Source organism: Mammaliicoccus sp. Q-M61 (assembly GCF_022386055.1).
Taxonomy (GTDB): Bacteria; Bacillota; Bacilli; order Staphylococcales; family Staphylococcaceae; genus Mammaliicoccus; species Mammaliicoccus sciuri_A.
Genome location: NZ_JAJNJL010000010.1, coordinates 55,310 through 76,012, shown reverse-complemented (window position 1 = coordinate 76,012; position 20,703 = coordinate 55,310). Strand labels below are relative to the sequence as shown.

Sequence of the window (20,703 nt, the reverse complement as noted above, 5' to 3'; positions counted from 1 at the left end):
TATTTTTATTTTAAATTTATAAATTTTGATACTCGTTATTATCATACAATGATATTTTCATCCGTCAACTATTAAGTTCTTACACTTTTTATTTTATTTATCTTCTACCACGATTATAGATAGTTCAAAAAGAAAACATTTGTATTAAACAACTTTTTGATTTCGCACAAGATAATTATTAATTTATTTGTATAATACAATTATTTTTATAACTTTTCATTTTAATAAAATACATATGATTTTTTACTTATTATATTGCGTAAGTAGTTAATTTTTTGGTATTATTTAGGAGTAAACTATTTACTCTTTGAAAAATTCAACAAGTTTCAGACATTGCAATTTTACATTTTTAAAGATAAGAACAACTAAAAAATTAAACATTAGGAGGATAACATGGAAAACATTATTCATTATGAACTACTAAAAAAGACATCTTTAATAGAATTTTTGATGAAACGCACTTAAAACGCATGGATTTAATCACACTATTCTATCTTAACGAAATCAATGAAGAGGAAGTCTACGTCCGTAAATTACGCAGACTCATGTTTGAACCTTCTTCGTCAGAATTAACAGGGGCATTAAAATCACTCGAAGAACTAAAATACTTCAATAAAGTAAGAGATCCTCAAGATGAGCGTTCTATCATTTTAAAAAATATCAATTATGATGCAATCAAAGAAACATTAGATACTTGTAAAAAAATCACTTACGAAAATTTAGAAAAAATCAACCAAACTTCTAACTAAAGTATTACATATTCATTATTACGCTTAACAAACTGAAACGCCTGGGACATTTACATATCCCAGACGCGTTTTAATGTTTATATTGATTGTTTATCCATAATAAACTTCCATTATTCTGAATTGTGGTAATTAAAATCCGCTAACTTCCATTATTCTGAATTGTGGTAATTAGAATCCGCTAACTTCCATTATTCCGAATTGTGGTAATTAGAGGGACGCCTCTTACGGACATTTCTCGGAATTCTGTCCCTAACAGCACCTACTTCACACTTATTTCTTCTTATATCCGAAGTCTGGTATGTTATTCCAGCGTTTTCTGAAGTAATGTGCGACTGCTTTTGGTCTTCTTTCTCTAGTAAAGATACCTTTACGGTTTCCTTGTACGCGAATGACACCATTACTTGTTTCAAAGTCTGCGAAATTCCATACTTGCTCTCCTACAAAATTAGGACATTGATCAATGATTTCATGGTTTGCTTCGTAATATTTAACTTGGTACTCTTCTGTAAACATAATATCATCTATTGCATGTAAACCAACTACTGTATCTGCTCCGTATTCTGTGAACATGATTGGTTTGTCTGGTTGTTTTTCTAGCCAGCCGTCTAATTCTTGTCGCAATGCTTCTTTTGCCGCTTCTAAATCACCACTTTGTACATACCATCCATAATATCTATTTAGACAAAGAACATCTACTAAGTCTTGCACTTGGCACACGTCTGGTAATGAATTAAGTAATGTCACAATCGTACAAGGTCTATTTTGCGGATCTAGTTCTTTCGCAAGATTTACAAGTGGTTCAAAGTATTCTTTTGCCCCTAATGAAGCAGAGTCTGGTTCGTTTGCAATCGACCACATCACAACACATGCTAAGTTTTTATCTCGAGCAATTAATTCTTTAATCACTTGCTCATGATCTTCTTTCGTTCTAATTTTCTTCCATGTATCTGTATTTTGACTACCGTCTAATGCTGCTGAGAAATTCAAATGCACACCGACTGCTGTTGTTTCATCAATCACGACTACACCTTGTTCATCAGCAAGACGCATCATTTCTTCAGAATATGGGTAATGTGAAGTTCTAAATGAATTGGCACCTATCCATTTCATTAAATTTAAATCTTGAATATTAGAAACTTCATTCAAACCTCTTCCATGATAATAAGTATCTTCATGTTTACCAAATCCTTTAAAGTAGAACGGCTCACCATTAATGAGAAACTGGCCATTTTTCACTTCAATTGATCTTACTCCAAATGGTTCTTCATAATAATCTATGACTTCATCATCAGCTTTAATAGATACTGCTAACGTATATTGATAACCTTCACCTGGCTGCCATAAATGAACATTTTCAATTTCTACCGCACTTTCCGCACCATTTTGAGACGCTACAATATGACCTTCTTGATCAATGATATCCACCTGTATAGATTGATTGCCTGATGCTTTAACCGTATATTCTACTTGTGCATTCTGACCATCTACATGCGGTACGATGACGATATCTTCTATATAATGTTCTTTTGGCGTTGTGTATATTTTGACCGGTCTATGTAAACCTGCATAGTTAAAGAAATCGAAATTAGGTTCATTGACTGCTTTAATATTTCCTTTTGAATCTTTAACTTCTTTAAAATTCCCAACTGGAAGTGTTGAGTCATCAAGAATATTATTGACGATAACTGTTAATCGGTTTTTCCCTTTTTGTACAACATCATTGATTTCAACTTCGAATGGTAAGAATCCACCTCGATGCGACACAACTTTTTGACCGTTCACAAATACTTCCGCTTCATGTGTAGCTGAACCAAATCTGAGCACTTGTCTTTCTTGTTGTAATACGTTAGGAATTGTAAAAGTTGTTTCATAGACCACTTTACCGACATGATTTCTAATAGATGATACAACACCTTGATCGTTATAAGAACCTGGCACTGCCATTTGTAAATCTGTATCAATTTCAGTTGTAACGTCATATTCACCTTTATATTCAATCAATTTAAAAGACCAAATACCTGATAAATCAATCACGTTTCTCGTTTCTGTCATAGTTGGATATAGCATATAACATTCTCCTTTATCTATTTATTATAGTTTTTCAAATAATGCGAGTTCTGAAACAATTCGTTTATGTTTTTTATCTGTAAGCGTATAGAACAGTCCAAATATGATGAGTGCTAATAATACTGCAACGCCTGGCACGATGAAATAAAGTATTTTCAAACCATGTATTGTGCCTGCTGTTTGCTGAACATTCGGTTGATATCCGATAATCGTTAAAGCCATACCAGGAATAAAGCCAGCTAATGCTTGTGACACTTTACGCGCAAAGCTATAACTTGAATAAATAATCCCTTCAGATCTAACACCTGTCTTCCATTGTGAATAATCTACAATATCACTAATAAAGGCCCAAACAACTGTATTCGGTATAACAAGGAAAAATTGAGATATACAGTTAATAACTAAGAATGTTATCACATGTTCACCACTGATTAAGAAGTTTGCCGCTTCAGCAATCGCAAACCCTAAAAGCCCGATAATCGCGGTATATTTCTTACCAAATTTTTTATTAAGAAAAGTTGTTAAGAATAATGCTGGAATTAACGTGATAATATTTAATACACTTACGATACCTACTAAATTCTGTTCGCCTAATACATATTGGAAATAGTACAGTTGTGATTGTTGTTTTAAGAAGAGTGATGTAATACTGAGCAATGTAAATATAATTAAAACGACAAAAGGTCCGTTTTTAAAGAGTCCTTTAAACGCTCTCAATTCACTGCCTTTCTTTTCATTTTCATCTCTTTCAACGATAAATCTTTCTTTAACACCTTTGTAACATAGAATATGAAATATCACACCTATTAGTGCTAAACCACCGATCACGACTGGATAGCCAACAGATACACTATCAAAGAGCGATATCATTGGAATAACGATGATACCTGTTATAAACATCGCACCTTGTGAACCGAAATTTCTAAATACAGATAATTGTGTTCTATCATCTGAATTCAAAGTCATTGAAGCAGATAATGAACCATATGGTATATTCACAACTGAGTATGCAACATTAAATAATAAATATGTCGCAAACGCCCAAATTATTTTACCTTGATCAGAAAAATCAGGTGAAATAAATGAAACAATCGTTAAAAATGCAAGTGGTAAAGTCCCATATAATATAAATGGTCTAAATTTACCTTTTGGACCGATTTTATTTCTAGAATCTACTAATGCGCCAACACCTGTATCGACAAAAGCATCAAAAAGTTTAGCAACTAAAAACACTAAACCTCCGTAAAATGATGAAATACCTAATACATCTGTGTAGAACTTCAGTAAATAAATTAAACCTAAATCAAACATGAGACCATTACCAAAATCTCCGGCACCATATGCCATTTTCTCTCTTAAAGATAGTTTAGGTTTGTTAATATCCTTAAATGTTTCAATTTTTGTTTTCCCTTTATTTGCTTGGTGACTAGTTGTTGTTTTTGCAGTGCTAATAACAACACCCCCTCAATAATTTGAGTAAGCGCTTACATAAATAAACTCGAATCTACGAGTTCATTATAATTCTATTAGCATTCGATGAAAATCATCACACAAAATAACAACGTTGTTACAAAAAATCAAAAACATTCCAAAAGCCTTATATATCAAGGATTATAAGGAACTCATGTTCACACACTACTTAACATAAATTGATACAATAAGTAACATTTTTCTATATCACTCACACGAAAAATCACATATTATAATATCAATATTTCGCTTTTTATAACACAATTACGAACTCAATTATATGAATTTTCAGTTTTTAACGTTTTTCTATAACTTAATGGCGTTTGACCATACACTTTTTTAAACAAACTAATAAAGTAATGAGTATGTTGAAATCCGATATATTCAGCTATTTCTTGTACATTCATATTCGTCTTAATCAACAAGTCTTTTGCGAGGTCTAAACGAATCGCATTAATATATTGAATTACACTTTTACCGACTTCTTGTTTAAATAATCTTGAAAGATATGATGTTGATACACCTAGGTTTTCACAAATATCATCTAGCGAAATGTCTGTATGAATGTATTTATGAATATATTGTACAGCTGATTTAACATGTGCTGAATATTGAATAGCATGAACTTTCTGTGCAGCTTTCGCGTAATTGCAGCAAATTTCTTCTAACAATAATGCTCTTTCTTTATTATCAGACACATTGGCAATCATTCTCGCATGGGATTTGGACATATCATCAATCGTTAAATAATTTACCCCAGCCGCTTCAATTGCTTTTCTACCAAGTGTATTCGTTAAAGTAGCAGCATATAAGAAGTTATCCATTTTAGTACTCAATCTTTCTAAACCTTGAACTTTATCATTTAACTTCCTATTTATTTCTAGTACTTCTTCAACTCTCCCATATTGCATAGCGAGCATCATTTGATTTTCAAGTTTATAGCGCTCCTCTAATTCTTTAAGTAAATAAGTCTTTGAAATTGGTTGTTGAATGATTTGGTCTTGATCTGTTTCATCCATATGTACCTCAACAACATCATAATTTCTTTTTTGTTGATGAACATGGCGACCGACTAATTTAGCAAAGCGAACAATCTGTTGATAATGACCAGTAGAAATCCCAGTTAAATAATGCTTTAATATTTTCAAGTCAGCACTAGAACGCATTTGTTCTTCCAACATATTTAGACATTCCTTCTCTGAAGGTCGCTTTAATACGAACGGACCAAACAAAATAATCTCGTTTATATTATGAAATTTCATCACCATAAAATGAATACCATAACCATTAATCATATGATAAATCTTTTTAGAACTTAGACCCTTTATCCATTTATAAATCTTTCGTTGAAACTTTTTCGATTTCACATTATCAAACGGTGTCGCAAGAACTTTAACAACATCTTCAATATCCTCAACATTAAACACATTTAAATGGATACTCAAAATTTGTTCAGCAACATCCCTATGCCATTGCAATAAAGTCTTCTCCACAATAACACTCCCCCTCAACTAACCATCCTATAGTTATTTTAACGTATAATACGCTTTTGGTGTTTAGTATTGAATTTATAAGGTGGATTGAAAGTGAGTTTGATAAAATAAAAAATCACCTATCATAACCTTTTCAAATCAGGCTATAACAGGCAATTTTTATAGTTATTATTTCTTATTTTCTTTTTCTAATTTATTTGTTTCTGGATTAAAATATGTGAGTTCTTTTTTTCTTAATTTATTAATGTCTTCTGGACTTTGATCATAATTTCCGTTATAAAGTGTTGCTTCCCAACTACCGTACATTGGATTTGGTAAAATAATATATTTTTCTCCAAAGTCTTTTTTATGTTTCTTCACAAATTCATTTCTTGATTTTAATGTATTTTCTTTTGGATCATCAAAATCAAGTATGTTGTCCCCAAATAACATAACTAAATCGTGATTTTTACGTACTTTTGCTCTTCTTTCTTCTTTGCCTTTTTCATTTTCACCTTTTAGTAATATATGATGTTTATCTGATTGTGGCATATCAAGGTCTTTCATATTTTTCAAAGTACCTTTAAAATCTTCTTTTTGGTCTCTATCAGACACATAGAAAATTTCTACCCCTTTTTTATCAGCGTATTGTAAAAATTCTTTAGCGCCATAAACTGGCTTTGCTTTTCCTGCTGCAATCCATTCATGCCAACCTTCAGGAAAAGTCTTATGTTTAAGTGATGCGTATGCTTGATATGGTGAATTATCTAGAACTGTTTCATCTAAATCTAATACAATGGCAGGTTTCTTTTTACCTTTATGGTGCTTTAACTTTTCATCTAATTTATCTTGAGCAGTATTATAACCTTGTAGATATAATGCTTTTGCTTCGGCTGACGTTTGATACCATGCAACACTCATTACATTTTGTTCTGTTAAATCTTTTTTAGTGACTTTATCTTTCTTAACTTCTTTAGTTGCTGTTTGATTAGCTAATGCATAATCAGCATTTGAAACACCTGTTACGCCCCCTAATAATACAACTAAAGCTGAACTTGCAATTAATTTTTTCATACTTTCATCCCCTTTTTATTTTTTCACATCCACTTTACATTTAATTAATATTTATTTCAACCTTCAAAAAAATTCCAGTATAGATTAATTTGAAGTTTCATCTATACTGGAATCCCGTTATATTATTCAGCTTTTTTAAGAATTTCTTTTTTAAGTTTTACTCTAAGTTGTTCTAATGTAAGTGGATCTGTAAACCAATAATCTTCTGCTTTATACGTAATGACTCTATCATTTTTTACAGCGTCTAAGTTTTTCCAAGTTGCTGTTTTCTCAAAATCAAAGTTACCGTATGATGGTTTACTTAAGAAGATATAGTCTCCGGCATAATCTGAAATTTCTTCTTTAGAAATAGATTCATAACCTTTTCCGCCTTTTTTAACTTTAGCTTCATATTCTTTAGTCATTGGCATGCCAAATGCATCATGTACAATGTCTAATCCACGTCCCCATGTACTTTCATATATAAAGATTTCTTTTGAGTCTGGTTCAAATACTGATGCAGTTGAATCGCCAACTTTACTTTGAATCTCTTTTTTATCTTTAGCTGTTTCTTTATTCCACTTGTCGATCCAATCTTTAGCTTTATCTTCTTTACCAGTTAACTTCCCTAACTCTGTTAAAATTTCTTTATGGTTATACTTTGTATAAGTATAAGGAACGGTTGGTGCAATTTTTTGATATTTTTTAAGGTTTTTATCCATTGCATCCACAATAATTAAATCCGGTTTCTGTTTCACTACTTGCTCAACATTCCCATCACCAACAAGTTCTACACCATCTAAATGTGGTTTAATAATAGATGAGTCTTTCGTCCAATCCGGCACAGCAATTGGCTTAATACCTAATTCAATAAAATCCCCTACATAAAAAGCTGTCAAAACAGCAACTTTCTGAGGTTTCTTAGGAACTTGAATCGTCTTCCCGTTCTCTAGTTTGTAATCTTTCATTTCATTCGATTCTGACTTTTTCGTATCATTTGAACTATTTGAGCACGCACTTAGAAGTAAAATACAACTTAACAATCCTATAATAAGCTTTTTCAAATTATGCTTCCCACTTTCTAATTGATATACATTATCAATTATATACACTTTTAAAAAAAATAACCATACACATAAGCAAAAATAGTTAAAAATTTTAAAGATAAGATATACTAGAATTAAATAAATTACGAAGGTGATACATTTAAAAACCAATGTATACTTTACCGGAAAATGAAAACTACATATCATTAAAATACAAACGTCAATTATAAGGAGCGTTATAACGTGAAATTAAGTGTATTAGATCAAGCACCCATTTCTAAAGGAAGTACACCTGAAGAAACATTACAAAATACTATCGCATTGGCACAATGGACTGAATCGTTAGGTTATCACAGATATTGGGTTGCTGAACATCACAATACGAGTGGTCTCGCAAGTTCTTCACCAGAAATCTTAATGACTCAAATTGCTTCTTCAACTGAACATATTCGAGTTGGCTCTGGTGGCATATTATTACCACAATATAATCCTTATAAAATTGCAGAGAATGGTAAGACTTTATCTGCATTATTTCCTAACCGTATCGACTTAGGATTTGGTAATTCACCAGGTGGTTCTCCAATTACACAAAAAGCTTTAACTGATGATCATATTAAACCAATTGAAGACTTTTACAGACAAGCATCTGACTTACAAGGATTCTTGCATAACTCATTACCTAGAGATCATCAATTTAGACTCGTTAAAGCAGGACCACGCATAGACAATCCACCAACAATGTGGTTATTAGGTTTAACCGAGAATGGTGCTAGAAACGCAGCACAACTAGGTATTGGATTTGTATTCGGTCACTTTATAAATCCGAAATATAAAGAAATCGCAATGAAACGCTATTACGAAGACTTTAAACCATCCGTTAATATGAAAGAACCATCAACCATTGTTTGTATTTTTGTAGTATGTGCAGAAACAGACGAAGCAGCAGAACAATTAGCCATATCACAAGACAAATGGTTACTAAACGTAGGTAAAGGATTAGGAACAAAAGTTCAACCACCAGAAGAAATCAATATAGACGATTATACAGAAGAAGAATTAGAACTCATTAAGACGAACCGAAAAAGAAGTATTATAGGTTCACCACAAACAGTGAAAAAACAACTTAATCAACTAGCAGAAGAATATCAAACAGACGAATTTATGATTATCACAAATATTTATGATTTCGAAGCCAAGAAAAAATCATATCAATTACTAGCAGAAGAAATCTTAACTGAAAATGAGATTTGATGGAGATGTGAGAGGATGGGTTGAGATATGAGCGGGGATATACGCGGGGATTTAACTACCATTATTTCGAATTGTGGTAATTAGAATCCGCTAACTTCCATTATTCTGAATTCTGGTAATTAGAATCCGCTAACTTCCATTATTTCGAATTCTGGTAATTAGAACGCTGTATCTTCCATTATTCCGAATTCTGGTAATTAGAACGCGCTAACTTCCATTATTTCGAATTGTGTTAGTTAGAACGCTGTAACTTCCATTATTCTGAATTGTGGTAGTTAGAACGCGCTAACTTCCATTATTCCGAATTGTGGTAATTAGAATCCTCTAACTTCCATTATTTCGAATTCTGGTAATTAGAATCCGCTAACTTCCATTATTTCGAATTCTGGTAATTAGAACGCGCTAACTTCCATTATTCCGAATTCTGGTAATTAGAATACTGTAACTTCCATTTTTCTGAATTCTGGTAATTAGAATGCTGTAACTTCCATTATTCCGAATTGTGGTAGTTAGAATGCTGTATCTTCCATTATTCTGAATTCTGGTAATTAGAACGCGCTAACTTCCATTATTCTGAATTCTGGTAATTAGAATCCGCTAACTACCATTATTTCGAATTCTGGTAATTAGGTGGGCACTCACTTAGAGACATTTCTCAGAATTCTGTCCCTAACAGCACCTCTTACGGACATTTCTCGGAATTCTGTCCCTAACAGCACCTCTTACGGACATTTCTCGGAATTCTGTCCCTAACAACCTAAAATAGTCATCAAAATAGAAGAACCTGAGGCACACGATGTGCCTCAGGTTCTCTTTATCTATTCTAGAATTGTTCTGATAAGATTTTTTGTTCTAAGAAGTTTAGCATATAGTCTGGGCTACCTGTCTTAGCATCTGTACCTGACATTTTGAAGCCGCCGAATGGATGATAACCTACTACTGCTGATGTACAACCTCTGTTCAAGTATAAGTTACCTACGTCATAATCTTCACATGCTTGTCTCCAATGTTCACGATTATTTGTAATGACTGCTCCTGTTAATCCATAATCTGTGTCATTAGCAATTTCTAATAATTCTTCAAAGTTATCGCCTTTAGTGAAGCCAACAACTGGTCCGAAGATTTCTTCTTGCATAATTTGATCACTTGATTTAAGTCCAGAAATGATTGTTGGATGTACGAAATAACCTTTACTGTCGTCAGTCTTACCGCCAACTTCTAACTTACCTTCTTTACTACCAATTTCAATATAATTTTTAATTTTATCGAATTGTTTTTTATTAATGACAGGTCCCATGTATACATCAGAACCGTCTTCTGTATGATTAATTGAAAGTTCTTTTGTTAATGCAATTGATTTTTCTAGAACTTCATCATAAACATCTTTATGCACGATTGCTCTAGAACATGCAGAACATTTTTGACCAGAAAAGCCAAATGCAGAATCTACAATTGCTTTAGCTGCTAAATCAGTATCTGTATTTTCATCTACAATAATTGCATCTTTACCGCCCATTTCAGCGATAACACGTTTTAAGAAGTTTTGTCCTTCTTGAACTTTAGCTGCTCTTTCAAAAATACGTGTACCTGTTGCTCTTGAACCCGTAAATGTTACAAAGTGCGTATCTTTATGATCAACTAAGTAATCACCGATTTCTTTCGGATCACCTGGTACAAAGTTTACAACGCCTTTTGGAAGACCTGCTTCTTCTAAAATTTCCATTAATTTATATGCAATTAATGGTGTATCTTCTGCTGGTTTAAGCAATACTGTATTACCTGTAATAATTGGTGCAACTGTTGTACCTGTCATAATTGCAAATGGGAAGTTCCAAGGTGGAATTGTAACACCAGGACCCATTGGTTTATAAATATATTGGTTATGCTCCCCTTCTCTATCGAAGACTGGCTTACCATTAGCCAACTCCATCATAGAACGCGCATAATATTCAATAAAATCAATACCTTCATTTGTATCTCCATCTGCTTCATTCCATGGTTTACCCGCTTCATAAACCATTAATGCAGAAAGTTCATGTTTTCTTCTGCGAATGATTGCAGAAACTCTAATTAATAATTCGGCTCTTTCTTTATGAGACCATTTTCTCCAAGTCTTATAGGCTTCTTTAGCCGCTTCCATCGCTTGGTCAACTTGTTCTTTAGAAGCTTTTGAAATTGTACCTAGTACTTGTTGGTGGTTTGCTGGATCTACAGATTCAAACTTATCATCTGTATAAATCTTCTCACCATTAATTACTAGAGGAATTTCTTTCCCAAATTCAGATTTAACTTTTATTAATGCATCTTTAAACGCTTGTTGATTCTCTTGATTTGTAAAATCTGTTGCTGGTTCATTGTGAAATTCTACTACCATCCTTCATACCTCCTAAAAATATAAACCTAATAAGAGATAAATACCTCTTATAAAACATTTTACTATTGTATTTTAAAAATTATCAAGTAAAGGGCTTTCATAAAGAAATGATTATTACTCAAAAAGATTATAATCCCTATAACAGCAGTACTTCAGAGCATCACACACAAAAAAATGATGAGACATCACTAGATGCCTCATCTTTACTCGAATAGAGAAATTATACACTTTATTTAATCGCTTGATGAATGTGTTGAATATCTTGTGGCGTTGTTTCACAACACCCACCTACTATTTGGGCGCCTTGCGATATCCACTCTTTAGACTTTTGAGCAAGCAATGCATGATCTCCTTGACCTATCCAAACTTTCTCTACTGGATCAAATGTCTTACCACCATTCGGATAAACAGCTATGACTTGTGGTAATGCCGTCAATCCTTTTTCAATTGCTTTATCAACACTTTCAATCTTTGAACAGTTCACACCAAATACAGGCAGACGCGCTTCATGCTCTTTAATATATTGGCATACCGTCTCAAACTCAGTACCATCAGATAAATTGCCTTCATTATTAACGGTACATGATATCCAGAATGTCATGTCATTTGAATATTGAGGAATGATATGTTCAACAATTGCTTTTATTTCATTAAAGTTAGGCACCGTTTCAAATACAAAATCATATATACCTCTATCAATTAGTGCTTGGATACGTGCTTGATGAAAGTCGATATAATCTTCTATAGATACTTCATATGCCCCAGTGTATTCTGAACCATCACTTAAATATGCGCCGTATGGACCTAAACTACCTACTATAACTTGTTCATCCGTCACAGATGATTTTATTTGTTCGACAGCTACATCAAATAAATGTTCTATTTCTGACGTTTGCATGCCAATCGATTCAAATGTAGCAAAGCTTGCTTGATAAGTACTTGTTAATACAATATCAGCACCTGCATCTGTAAATGCTTGATGCGCTTGTTTCACTTTATGAGGTTCATGAATGATTACTTCACTAGACCATAATGACGAATTCAAATCACATCCATAACCTTCTAATGTTGTGGCTAATCCACCATCTAATACTAAAGTGCGTTCTTGTTTAATTTTATTCAGAAGTCTCAATGATCTGACCGTCCTTTTTATGATATTTTACAAAATAAAATACAATCGCAATAATCGCAAACGGAATACCGAAATATAGTGCTGGTGATTGGTTCGGATCAAAAATCATACCAACACATGACACTAAACAAAGTATAAAGCCAATGATTGGTACACTTTGATGAATTTTCAAGTGTTTATTAGCACGTTTCGCATTGAAATAAGATAAACAAATACTCATCCATACAATTACAACAGCTAAACCTGCTATAGAAACAAGTACGATATATAAAGTATCTGCAGTATAAATACTTGAAAATAATGCCAGTAAACCACCACACATACTAAAAATAGTCGCGCGTATCGGCATTTGATGTTTGTTTAGTTTCTTAAAATATTTAGGGAACATGCCTTCATTTGAAAGACTCCAAACCATTCGACTAGCTGCATACAACCCTGAATTGGCTGCTGATAATAATGCAGTTATAATAACTAAATTCATGATATCTCCAGCATACGGGATACCCATATTTTGAAAGATGACAACAAATGGACTTTCTAAAGATTTCCCTTGATAACTCGGTATGAGAATAGAAATAATAACCATTGTTCCAATGAAGAAAATGATCAATCTCCATAACGTTGCATTAATTGCTTTCGGAATGACTTTTTTAGGATTTTTCGTTTCACCTGCAGCAATACCAATCAGTTCCGTACCACTAAATGCATAGTTAACAGCTAACATCGTTAAGAATACGGCACCTAAACCATTCGGAAATGTTGGATTCGTATATCGTGATTTAATTGTATCTAGACCGTTATAACCACTGTAGTGAATAAGCCCGAATAACGTGAGAGCGCCTAAACAAATAAACAGTATAATCGCTAACACTTTCACTAAAGAAAAGTAAAATTCAACTTCAGCGTAGAATTTCGTAGATACAATATTAAAAGCTAAGACAAGTATAATCGCAATACTTGAAAATATGTATACAGGTACATCGGGTAGCCACTTCTGCATTAAAATACCCACTGCCGTAAATTCTGAACCAAGTGCTACAGTCCATGTTAACCAATAAAACCAAGCGACAATAAATCCTATTGAAGGATGTATATATTTTGAAGCATAAACATGAAATCCGCCTGTCACCGGATGTTCAATCGCTAATTGTCCGAGACATAGCATAACGAGATACACGAGAATAGCACCAACGACATAAGATAACATCGTACCTAACGGACCCGCTTGTTGCAAGGTATAACCAGAACTTAAAAATAACCCCGTCCCAATTACACCACCAAAACTTAATAACATAATATGACGTTGTTTCATATCACGTCTATATGACTGATTTGACACGATATACCTTCTCTCTAAAATTAAAAATATCTTCAATTTTATATCTTTCGAATAATTCAGTCAACTTATAATTTTCTGTAAATATAAAAAAACCTCTGTATAGCATGGTTTTTATACCTTGCTATACAGAAGTTTTAGGTTAGGAGTCTTCGTGCGATACACCTTGATTTCGCACCTTTGCGCACGATATCTCGAAGTCTTCGTGCGATACACCCTGATTTCGCACCTTTGCGCACGATATCTCGGAGTCTTCGTGCGATACACCCTGATTTCGCACCTTTGCGCACGATATCTCAGAGTCTTCGTGCGATACACCCTGATTTCGCACCTTTGCGCACGATATCTCTGTATTATCTCCTTTAGTGTAGACATTAAAAAATTGAAAACACTATAGGAGGTATTTTTATGTATAAAACTAGGCTATCTGCCGAACTCTATAAGGAAATCTTCGATTTACACGAACAGGGCTATTCCTTTCAAAATGTAATTGATAAGTTAAATCTAGATATTAGTGATAGTGTGATTCGATTTAAATATAAAGTGTATAAGCAACATGGTATAACCGCACTTATAAATAAGAATCGAAATAAAATCTATACACGTGAATTTAAAGAAAAAGTTGTTAAAGAATATCTAGAGACTAATAAGACGTATTCAGATCTAGCAGCCTATTACAATATTTCACATCATGCTACTTTAAAAAATTGGGTGGTAAAGTATACTGAAGGAAAGGAAAATAAATCTTATTTTCCATATCTGGAGGTAGACACTATGAATACTAGAAAAACAACATTTGAAGAGAGAATTGAAATAGCTAAATATTGTATTGAAAATAATAGAGACTTTAAAAAGACAGCTGAAAAGTACCAAGTTAACTATTCACAGGTCTATAATTGGGTAAAAAATATGAAAAACATGGCGATATTGGTTTAGTAGATGGTAGAGGTAAAGGAAAACCAATTGAAGCATTAACTATTGAAGAAGAACTCAAATTAAAAATAAAAGCACTTGAACAAAAAAATAAATTTCTTCAAATGGAGAATGAGGTATTAAAAAAGCAGGAAGAAATAGAGAGGCAGTTGATGAATCGAAAGTCAGACAATTAGCAGCATACAAGACGGTTGAAGCTTTAAAAGATAAGTATCCAATCAAATGGATATGCGCCGCACTTGAAATATCGAGAGCGAGTTATTATAAATGGAAAAACAGAGAAGTTTCAGAATCTGAAAGATTCAATAATGAATTGAAAGATGAGATTTTTAGGATTTATCATGAACATGATGGCATATATGGATCTAGAAGAATTTATATTTATTTGAGGTTATACACTAAATTCCAGGTTAATCATAAACGCGTATATAGAATTATGAGGAAGTACGGATTAAAAGCAGTCATTAGAAAAAAGAGAAGGCATTATAAAATTAGTAAACCAGAAATTACTTCTCAAAATATCTTAAATAGAGAGTTTACAACAAGTAAAGTTAATAAGGTCTGGTTAACAGACGTGACAGAATTTAAATTAAAAAATGGATCTAAAGTGTATTTAAGCGCTATTTATGATTTAGGTGCTAAGAAAGTCATCAGTCATGTAGTCTCATCTAAAAACAATAATAAACTTGTATACGATACCTTTAATAAAGCAATAATTAAAAGAAATACCGAAGGCATTATATTTCATAGCGACAGAGGATTCCAATATACGAGTGTACTATTTAGAGAGATGATTAAAAATGCTTCTATGAAGCAAAGCATGTCTCGTGTAGGTAGATGTATTGATAATGGTCCTATGGAAGGTTTTTGGGGGCTTCTCAAATCAGAGGTATTCAAAGACAAACCTCAAACATTCAATGATATAAAACACGCTACAAAGCAAATAAATGAATATATAAAATTTTATAATTCTAAAAGAATTTCATTAAAAATGGCTGCACTTATAAAAGCACAGCCATCAAATTGATTATTTTTTTAGTGTCTACTTGACAGGGTTGTGTTCACTCGGAGTCTTCGTGCGATACACCTTGATTTCGCATCTTTGCGCACGATATCTCGAAGTCTTCGTGCGTTCTCACCGCTTCATCATATACTTTCTAATGCATTTCTTAATTTTTCTTGTATTGTCTCTTTGTCATCTTCTACAGGATTAAATTCAAATTTTTCATCATTTATAAAAATGGTTGGCACGCCTTTAATCCCTCTTTCAAATGTTTCTTGCATAATGGCTAAGGATCGGTCGTCTGCATTTTTTTGTGGTGATAAGCCTAATTCATGTTCCATTTTTCTTTCTATTGTTTCAAAATTCAATGTCCATTCGTCTTGTGTTTCATATAGGTATCGTATTATTTTAAAAGTTTCTTCGGGGTCATCGTAATCCAGATAAATATTCGCAACAGTTCCTTTAAGCAATCTTTGTTTCGTCTTATCAAAATGCTTAACGATATATTGTACTTTATTCTTATTAATATAAGGTTCTAAAACTTCGTCAGCTGCTGCAAAATAATTTAAACAATATGGGCATGCAAAATTAATAAATGCCTCAATTGTTATGTTTGCGTCTTTGCTTCCTACTGTTAAATGTTGGATTTCTGTCATAACGTTTACCTCCTATATGTTGTTATACTTATTTAACCATTTCACAGCCGATAAAGCGAATGATTATATTCAGAATTGTTTATCAATTCTATTTTAATATACAAAAAAACACTCCATAACAAAGTTATGAAGTGTTTAACTAATTGGTTAAATATTAGTTTTTGATAACGTTAACTGCTTGAGGTCCACGTTGTCCTTCTTCGATATCGAAAGTAACTGAAGCACCTTCGTCTAATGATTTGTAACCTTCAGTTTGGATAGATGAGAAATGTACGAATACGTCGTTACCATTTTCTCCTTCGATAAATCCGTAACCTTTTTCTGCGTTAAACCATTTTACTGTACCTTTATTCATAATAAAAGTCCTCCTATTGTGCTTTTGCACGTATATTTGCAATAATCAATCTTCAAACTTAAATGGACTTTATTAACTATGAATAAAACTACCAATTAATTTAATCTCGAAATATCACTTGCTACCCACTATACGCTATAAATGATTGAAAGTAAAGCTTTATGTGAAATTAAACTTTTATTTTACTTTTATCATGCGTTATAACCTATAAATAATACTTGTCTATCACTTTTAAAGATTCATCTAATTCATATATTAATGGTGCACCTGTTTTGATTTCTAAGTTTGAAATTTCATCATCTGGAATATCTTCTAAATACTTAATCAGTGCTCTTAAAGAATTACCATGTGCAGAAACTAAAGTTGTTTGATGGTTTAATAAACTTGTTGAAATATGATCTATCCAATATGGGATGACTCTATCCAATGTATCTTTAAGACTTTCTGTAACTGGCATGATTCTTCTATCTAACATTTCATATCTTCTATCATTCAAGTATTCTTCTCGTAACTTTTCATCCGCTTCCGGCGGTCTTGTATCATAAGAACGTCTCCAAATATGCACTTGTTCTTCACCATATTCTTCTCGTGCTTGATCTTTATTTTTACCTTGAAGTCCACCATAATGACGTTCATTTAAACGCCACGTTTTGTAAACTGGTATCCAAAGTTGGTGAGAATGTTTCAATAATAAATATGTGGTTTCAATTGCTCTTGTTAAAAGTGATGTATATACAACATCTATTTCGATATTTTGTTTTAATAATTTTTCACCTGAGATTCTCGCTTCATTATACCCTTGCTCTGATAACTCTACATCTGCCCAACCTGTAAATAAATTTTTCGCATTCCATTCACTTTGCCCATGTCGACATAAAATTAATTTTGGCATATGATTCGCTCCAATCTTTTAATTGTTAAGTCTATTGAACCACTAATTGCAAACTTTTAAAAATAAAAAGACCGTCCGATAGCATTTCAAAATATACTAATCAGTTCTATAATAAATAAATATCATCATAAAAAGTTCAAAGGATTGAGTTGTCATGATTTATAAATTCATAAAAATCATACTCCAAATATGTATGATCTATTTTATTACCATTCTGGGTAGTTGGATTCAAGACACATTAAACATACCTATTGCAGGTAGTATTATCGGACTTGTGATACTTTTCTTATTATTACAATTTAAAATTATAAAAGAAGAATGGATAAAAGATGGTGCAAATTTATTATTAAGTACGATGATTTTCTTCTTCATCCCTTCAATCGTCGGTGCTATGAATTTGGTTGACCAAATAAACGCACAGTTTATCTTTTTAATTGTATTAGTCATCGCAAGCACATGCATTGTTGCACTCTCTTCAGGATACATAGCTGAGAAAATGTTAAAAAAGAATCATATAGAAGAAAGTGGTGATCAATCATGATGATTAAAGCACTTTTAATGATTCTTTTAACAATTGTCATGTACATATTTGCATTATTTATACAGAAAAAATTCAAGATTGCCATCTTACACCCTGCACTCGTTTCATCCATTGCGATTATATGTGTACTTGTGTTATTTGGATATAATTACAACGACTATATGGTCGGCGGACAATGGATTTATGACTTTTTAAATTGCACAGTTGTATGTTTAGCATATCCACTATATTTATATAGAAAAATGATTGTTCAACATTTCAAAGTCATTATCACAAGTGTATTAGTTGGGATAACGATTAATATTATTTTAATGTTTACGATTTTAAATATATTCGGTTATTCAAAAGAAATGATCGCATCACTGTTGCCTAGATCTATAACAGCAGCAGTCGGTGTACAAGTATCACAACAAATAGGCGGAATAGATAGCTTGGCCGTGTTGTTCATTATAGGTACAGGATTAATAGGAAGTATGTTGGGATCATATCTTATCAAAATAGCCAAATTCCAAACATCCATTGCCAAAGGGCTCACTTATGGCAATGCATCACATGCTATTGGAACAGCCAAAATATTAGAAACCGATATCGAATCAGCAGCTTTCAGTTCAATCGGCATGATTCTAACAGCCTTAATCAGCTCAGTCGTAATACCATTGTTTGTTATATTAGTATATTGAGAATTTAGAGATGAAGAGTATAAAAAGATAGAGGTTGGAATGAGTTTGTAGGTCTGTATGAGGTGCTATGTTGCTTGTTTGGGGTGTCTTGCAACATACGGAGGCTCTATGTTGCTTGTTTGGCCTGTCTTGATAAATACAAGGCGCCTATTTATCTTGTTTGGCCTGTCTTGATAAATACAAGGCGCCTATTTATCTTGTTTGGCCAGTCTTGATAAATACAGAGCCTCTATTTATCTTGTTTCACCTGTCTTGATAAATACAGTGCTCCTATTTATCTTGTTTCGCCAGTCTTGATAAATACAACGCGCCTATTTATCTTGTTTGGCCTGTCTTGATAAATACAGAGCCTCTATTTATCTTGTTTAGGCAGTCTTGATAAATACAGAGCTCCTATTTATCTTGTTTCACCAGTCTTGATAAATACGAGGCGCCTATTTATCTTGTTTGGGCAATCTTGATAAATAAAAAGTAAGAAACCGTCTGAGTGTTTCAGACGGTTTCCTTTATTATTCTAAATTCGCGTGTTTATTTTGCATAAATGTTTCACTTACGTTTAATTGTTCCATTAAATCCATTACGATACTATCTAAATATAATTGAGTGCTTTGTTCGAATAGACTTCCTAGTGGTTGTTCTGACCCTTTTTCATCATATTTAGTACCTGCTGGTAAAACGATCACGTCATCTGCTATTTCAGCGATTGGTGATTGTTCTTTTGTAGAAATTAATATGACATTCGCTCCGATATCTTTTGCTGTTTGTGCGAGTAATTTCAAGTGAGCTGTTGATCCTGAACCGGAGACAATCAATAATTTATCTCCTTCTTGAATAGAAGGTGTACTTGTCTCACCTACTACATAACTTTTCTTACCTAATTGGTTCAATCTCATAGCAAAACTGTTCGCAACAAATGCAGAGCGTCCTTTAGCTGCTACAAACACTGGATCTTCTGACAACAAGCTATTTACGAATTGCTCAGTATCCTTCAAGTCTACTTGATTTAATGTTTGCGTAATTTCATCCAATATTAATTGATAACGGCTCATATTATTTACCTTCAATAATTTCTCTACATAATTTTGCGGCTGCTTTTGGATCGTCTGCGTTAGCAATTCCTCCACCAACAATAATTAAATCTGGATTTTCATCAGCAACTGATTGAATTGTTTCTGGTGTAATACCACCTGCTACTGCTACTTTTGAATTTTTGATAACTGATTTAACTGTACGTAAGCTTTCTAATGGTGATACGCCTTCAGCTTGTAAGTCATATCCAGTATGCACAGCGATATAATCTGCACCTAATGCGTCTAATTCTTTCGCACGTTTTTCTAAATCTTGAACTGCGATCATATCTACTAATAATTCTTTACCATGTTTATGTGCTTCTTCAACTGCACCTTTAATAGAAGCATCTTCTGCTACACCTAAAATTGTTACAATATCTGCACCAAATTTAACAGCTTGGCTTACTTCATAACTAGCAGCATCCATAATTTTTAAGTCAGCTAATACTTGAACATCTTTAACAGATTGACTTAATTTTTCTACTGCACCTAATCCTTCATTAATAACGATAGGTGTACCGATTTCTACTATATCTACATATTCCTCAACTCGTTGCGCTAATTGAGCTGCTTCTTCTTTATTTAATAAATCAATTGCTAATTGTAATTTCATATTAATCTTA

17 protein-coding genes and 1 pseudogene are annotated in these 20,703 nt (G+C 32.8%); 5 read left to right on the top strand and 13 right to left on the bottom strand.

All coding sequences use genetic code 11. The annotated features are described in order from the left end of the window. Window positions 1-470: 470 nt before the first annotated feature. A complete protein-coding gene (locus tag LQ677_RS11940) occupies window positions 471-749 on the top strand; it encodes a transcriptional regulator, SarA/Rot family (RefSeq protein WP_239748904.1) in 279 nt (92 codons plus the stop codon). A 270-nt stretch (window positions 750-1,019) separates the two neighbouring features. On the opposite strand, the gene uidA is transcribed toward LQ677_RS11940, so the two are convergent. The 5 genes from uidA to LQ677_RS11915 form a co-directional block, all read right to left on the bottom strand. Continuing rightward, window positions 1,020-2,816, bottom strand: coding sequence for a beta-glucuronidase (uidA, locus tag LQ677_RS11935; RefSeq protein ID WP_191836393.1), 1,797 nt, complete (start codon window positions 2,814-2,816; stop codon window positions 1,020-1,022). Between the two features lie 24 nt (window positions 2,817-2,840). Continuing rightward, window positions 2,841-4,214, bottom strand: coding sequence for a glycoside-pentoside-hexuronide (GPH):cation symporter (locus LQ677_RS11930; protein WP_239705879.1), 1,374 nt, complete (start codon window positions 4,212-4,214; stop codon window positions 2,841-2,843). Window positions 4,215-4,558: 344 nt separating this feature from the next. Beyond that, window positions 4,559-5,779, bottom strand: a complete 1,221-nt coding sequence (locus LQ677_RS14810) for a helix-turn-helix transcriptional regulator (protein ID WP_191836391.1) — start codon at window positions 5,777-5,779, stop codon at window positions 4,559-4,561. Window positions 5,780-5,947: 168 nt separating this feature from the next. After that, complete coding sequence (locus tag LQ677_RS11920; RefSeq protein WP_239748903.1) at window positions 5,948-6,832, bottom strand: 5'-nucleotidase, lipoprotein e(P4) family; 885 nt, start codon at window positions 6,830-6,832, stop codon at window positions 5,948-5,950. Window positions 6,833-6,954: 122 nt separating this feature from the next. Next, window positions 6,955-7,875: an ABC transporter substrate-binding protein gene (locus LQ677_RS11915; protein WP_239748902.1), complete on the bottom strand. Its 921-nt coding sequence runs from the start codon at window positions 7,873-7,875 to the stop codon at window positions 6,955-6,957. A gap of 225 nt (window positions 7,876-8,100) precedes the next feature. Here LQ677_RS11915 and LQ677_RS11910 point away from each other — a divergent pair, with 225 nt between their 5' ends. Then, window positions 8,101-9,108, top strand: a complete 1,008-nt coding sequence (locus tag LQ677_RS11910) for an LLM class flavin-dependent oxidoreductase (RefSeq protein ID WP_239748901.1) — start codon at window positions 8,101-8,103, stop codon at window positions 9,106-9,108. 823 nt (window positions 9,109-9,931) lie between these two features. On the opposite strand, the gene pruA is transcribed toward LQ677_RS11910, so the two are convergent. The 3 genes from pruA to LQ677_RS11895 form a co-directional block, all read right to left on the bottom strand. Continuing rightward, window positions 9,932-11,482 carry an L-glutamate gamma-semialdehyde dehydrogenase gene (pruA, locus tag LQ677_RS11905; RefSeq protein ID WP_239748900.1) on the bottom strand — a complete coding sequence of 517 codons (1,551 nt, stop codon included), beginning with the start codon at window positions 11,480-11,482 and terminating at the stop codon, window positions 9,932-9,934. A gap of 229 nt (window positions 11,483-11,711) precedes the next feature. Then, window positions 11,712-12,614 carry a homocysteine S-methyltransferase gene (mmuM, locus tag LQ677_RS11900; RefSeq protein ID WP_239748899.1) on the bottom strand — a complete coding sequence of 301 codons (903 nt, stop codon included), beginning with the start codon at window positions 12,612-12,614 and terminating at the stop codon, window positions 11,712-11,714. Beyond that, window positions 12,598-13,926 (bottom strand): amino acid permease, encoded by a 1,329-nt coding sequence (locus tag LQ677_RS11895; protein WP_037589896.1) that lies wholly within the window; start codon window positions 13,924-13,926, stop codon window positions 12,598-12,600. The genes mmuM and LQ677_RS11895 overlap by 17 nt, the downstream gene beginning before the upstream one ends. A gap of 432 nt (window positions 13,927-14,358) precedes the next feature. On the opposite strand from LQ677_RS11895, the pseudogene LQ677_RS11890 reads away from it, so the two are divergent. After that, a pseudogene (locus LQ677_RS11890) lies at window positions 14,359-15,910 on the top strand (IS3 family transposase). A gap of 119 nt (window positions 15,911-16,029) precedes the next feature. Here LQ677_RS11890 and LQ677_RS11885 read toward each other — a convergent pair. The 3 genes from LQ677_RS11885 to LQ677_RS11875 all read right to left on the bottom strand — a co-directional run bounded on the left by LQ677_RS11885 (window position 16,030) and on the right by LQ677_RS11875 (window position 17,789). Continuing rightward, on the bottom strand, window positions 16,030-16,542 hold the full coding sequence (locus LQ677_RS11885) for a thioredoxin domain-containing protein (protein ID WP_239748898.1): 513 nt from the start codon (window positions 16,540-16,542) through the stop codon (window positions 16,030-16,032). A gap of 154 nt (window positions 16,543-16,696) precedes the next feature. Then, window positions 16,697-16,897 carry a cold-shock protein gene (locus LQ677_RS11880; RefSeq protein WP_025905033.1) on the bottom strand — a complete coding sequence of 67 codons (201 nt, stop codon included), beginning with the start codon at window positions 16,895-16,897 and terminating at the stop codon, window positions 16,697-16,699. A 205-nt stretch (window positions 16,898-17,102) separates the two neighbouring features. Continuing rightward, window positions 17,103-17,789 (bottom strand): 2,3-diphosphoglycerate-dependent phosphoglycerate mutase, encoded by a 687-nt coding sequence (locus LQ677_RS11875; RefSeq protein WP_049320582.1) that lies wholly within the window; start codon window positions 17,787-17,789, stop codon window positions 17,103-17,105. A 154-nt stretch (window positions 17,790-17,943) separates the two neighbouring features. On the opposite strand from LQ677_RS11875, the gene LQ677_RS11870 reads away from it, so the two are divergent. Further along, complete coding sequence (locus tag LQ677_RS11870) at window positions 17,944-18,330, top strand: CidA/LrgA family protein (protein ID WP_239748897.1); 387 nt, start codon at window positions 17,944-17,946, stop codon at window positions 18,328-18,330. Beyond that, the gene (locus LQ677_RS11865; protein WP_058611381.1) at window positions 18,327-19,010 is read left to right on the top strand and encodes an LrgB family protein; all 684 of its coding nucleotides are present in this window, start codon (window positions 18,327-18,329) and stop codon (window positions 19,008-19,010) included. Before LQ677_RS11870 ends, LQ677_RS11865 begins: the two co-directional genes overlap by 4 nt. Window positions 19,011-19,519: 509 nt before the next feature. Here LQ677_RS11865 and hxlB read toward each other — a convergent pair. Both hxlB and hxlA read right to left on the bottom strand, forming a co-directional pair. After that, window positions 19,520-20,059 carry a 6-phospho-3-hexuloisomerase gene (gene hxlB, locus LQ677_RS11860; protein WP_239748896.1) on the bottom strand — a complete coding sequence of 180 codons (540 nt, stop codon included), beginning with the start codon at window positions 20,057-20,059 and terminating at the stop codon, window positions 19,520-19,522. Between the two features lies 1 nt (window position 20,060). Continuing rightward, complete coding sequence (gene hxlA / locus LQ677_RS11855; protein ID WP_159316365.1) at window positions 20,061-20,693, bottom strand: 3-hexulose-6-phosphate synthase; 633 nt, start codon at window positions 20,691-20,693, stop codon at window positions 20,061-20,063. Window positions 20,694-20,703 lie beyond the last annotated feature (10 nt).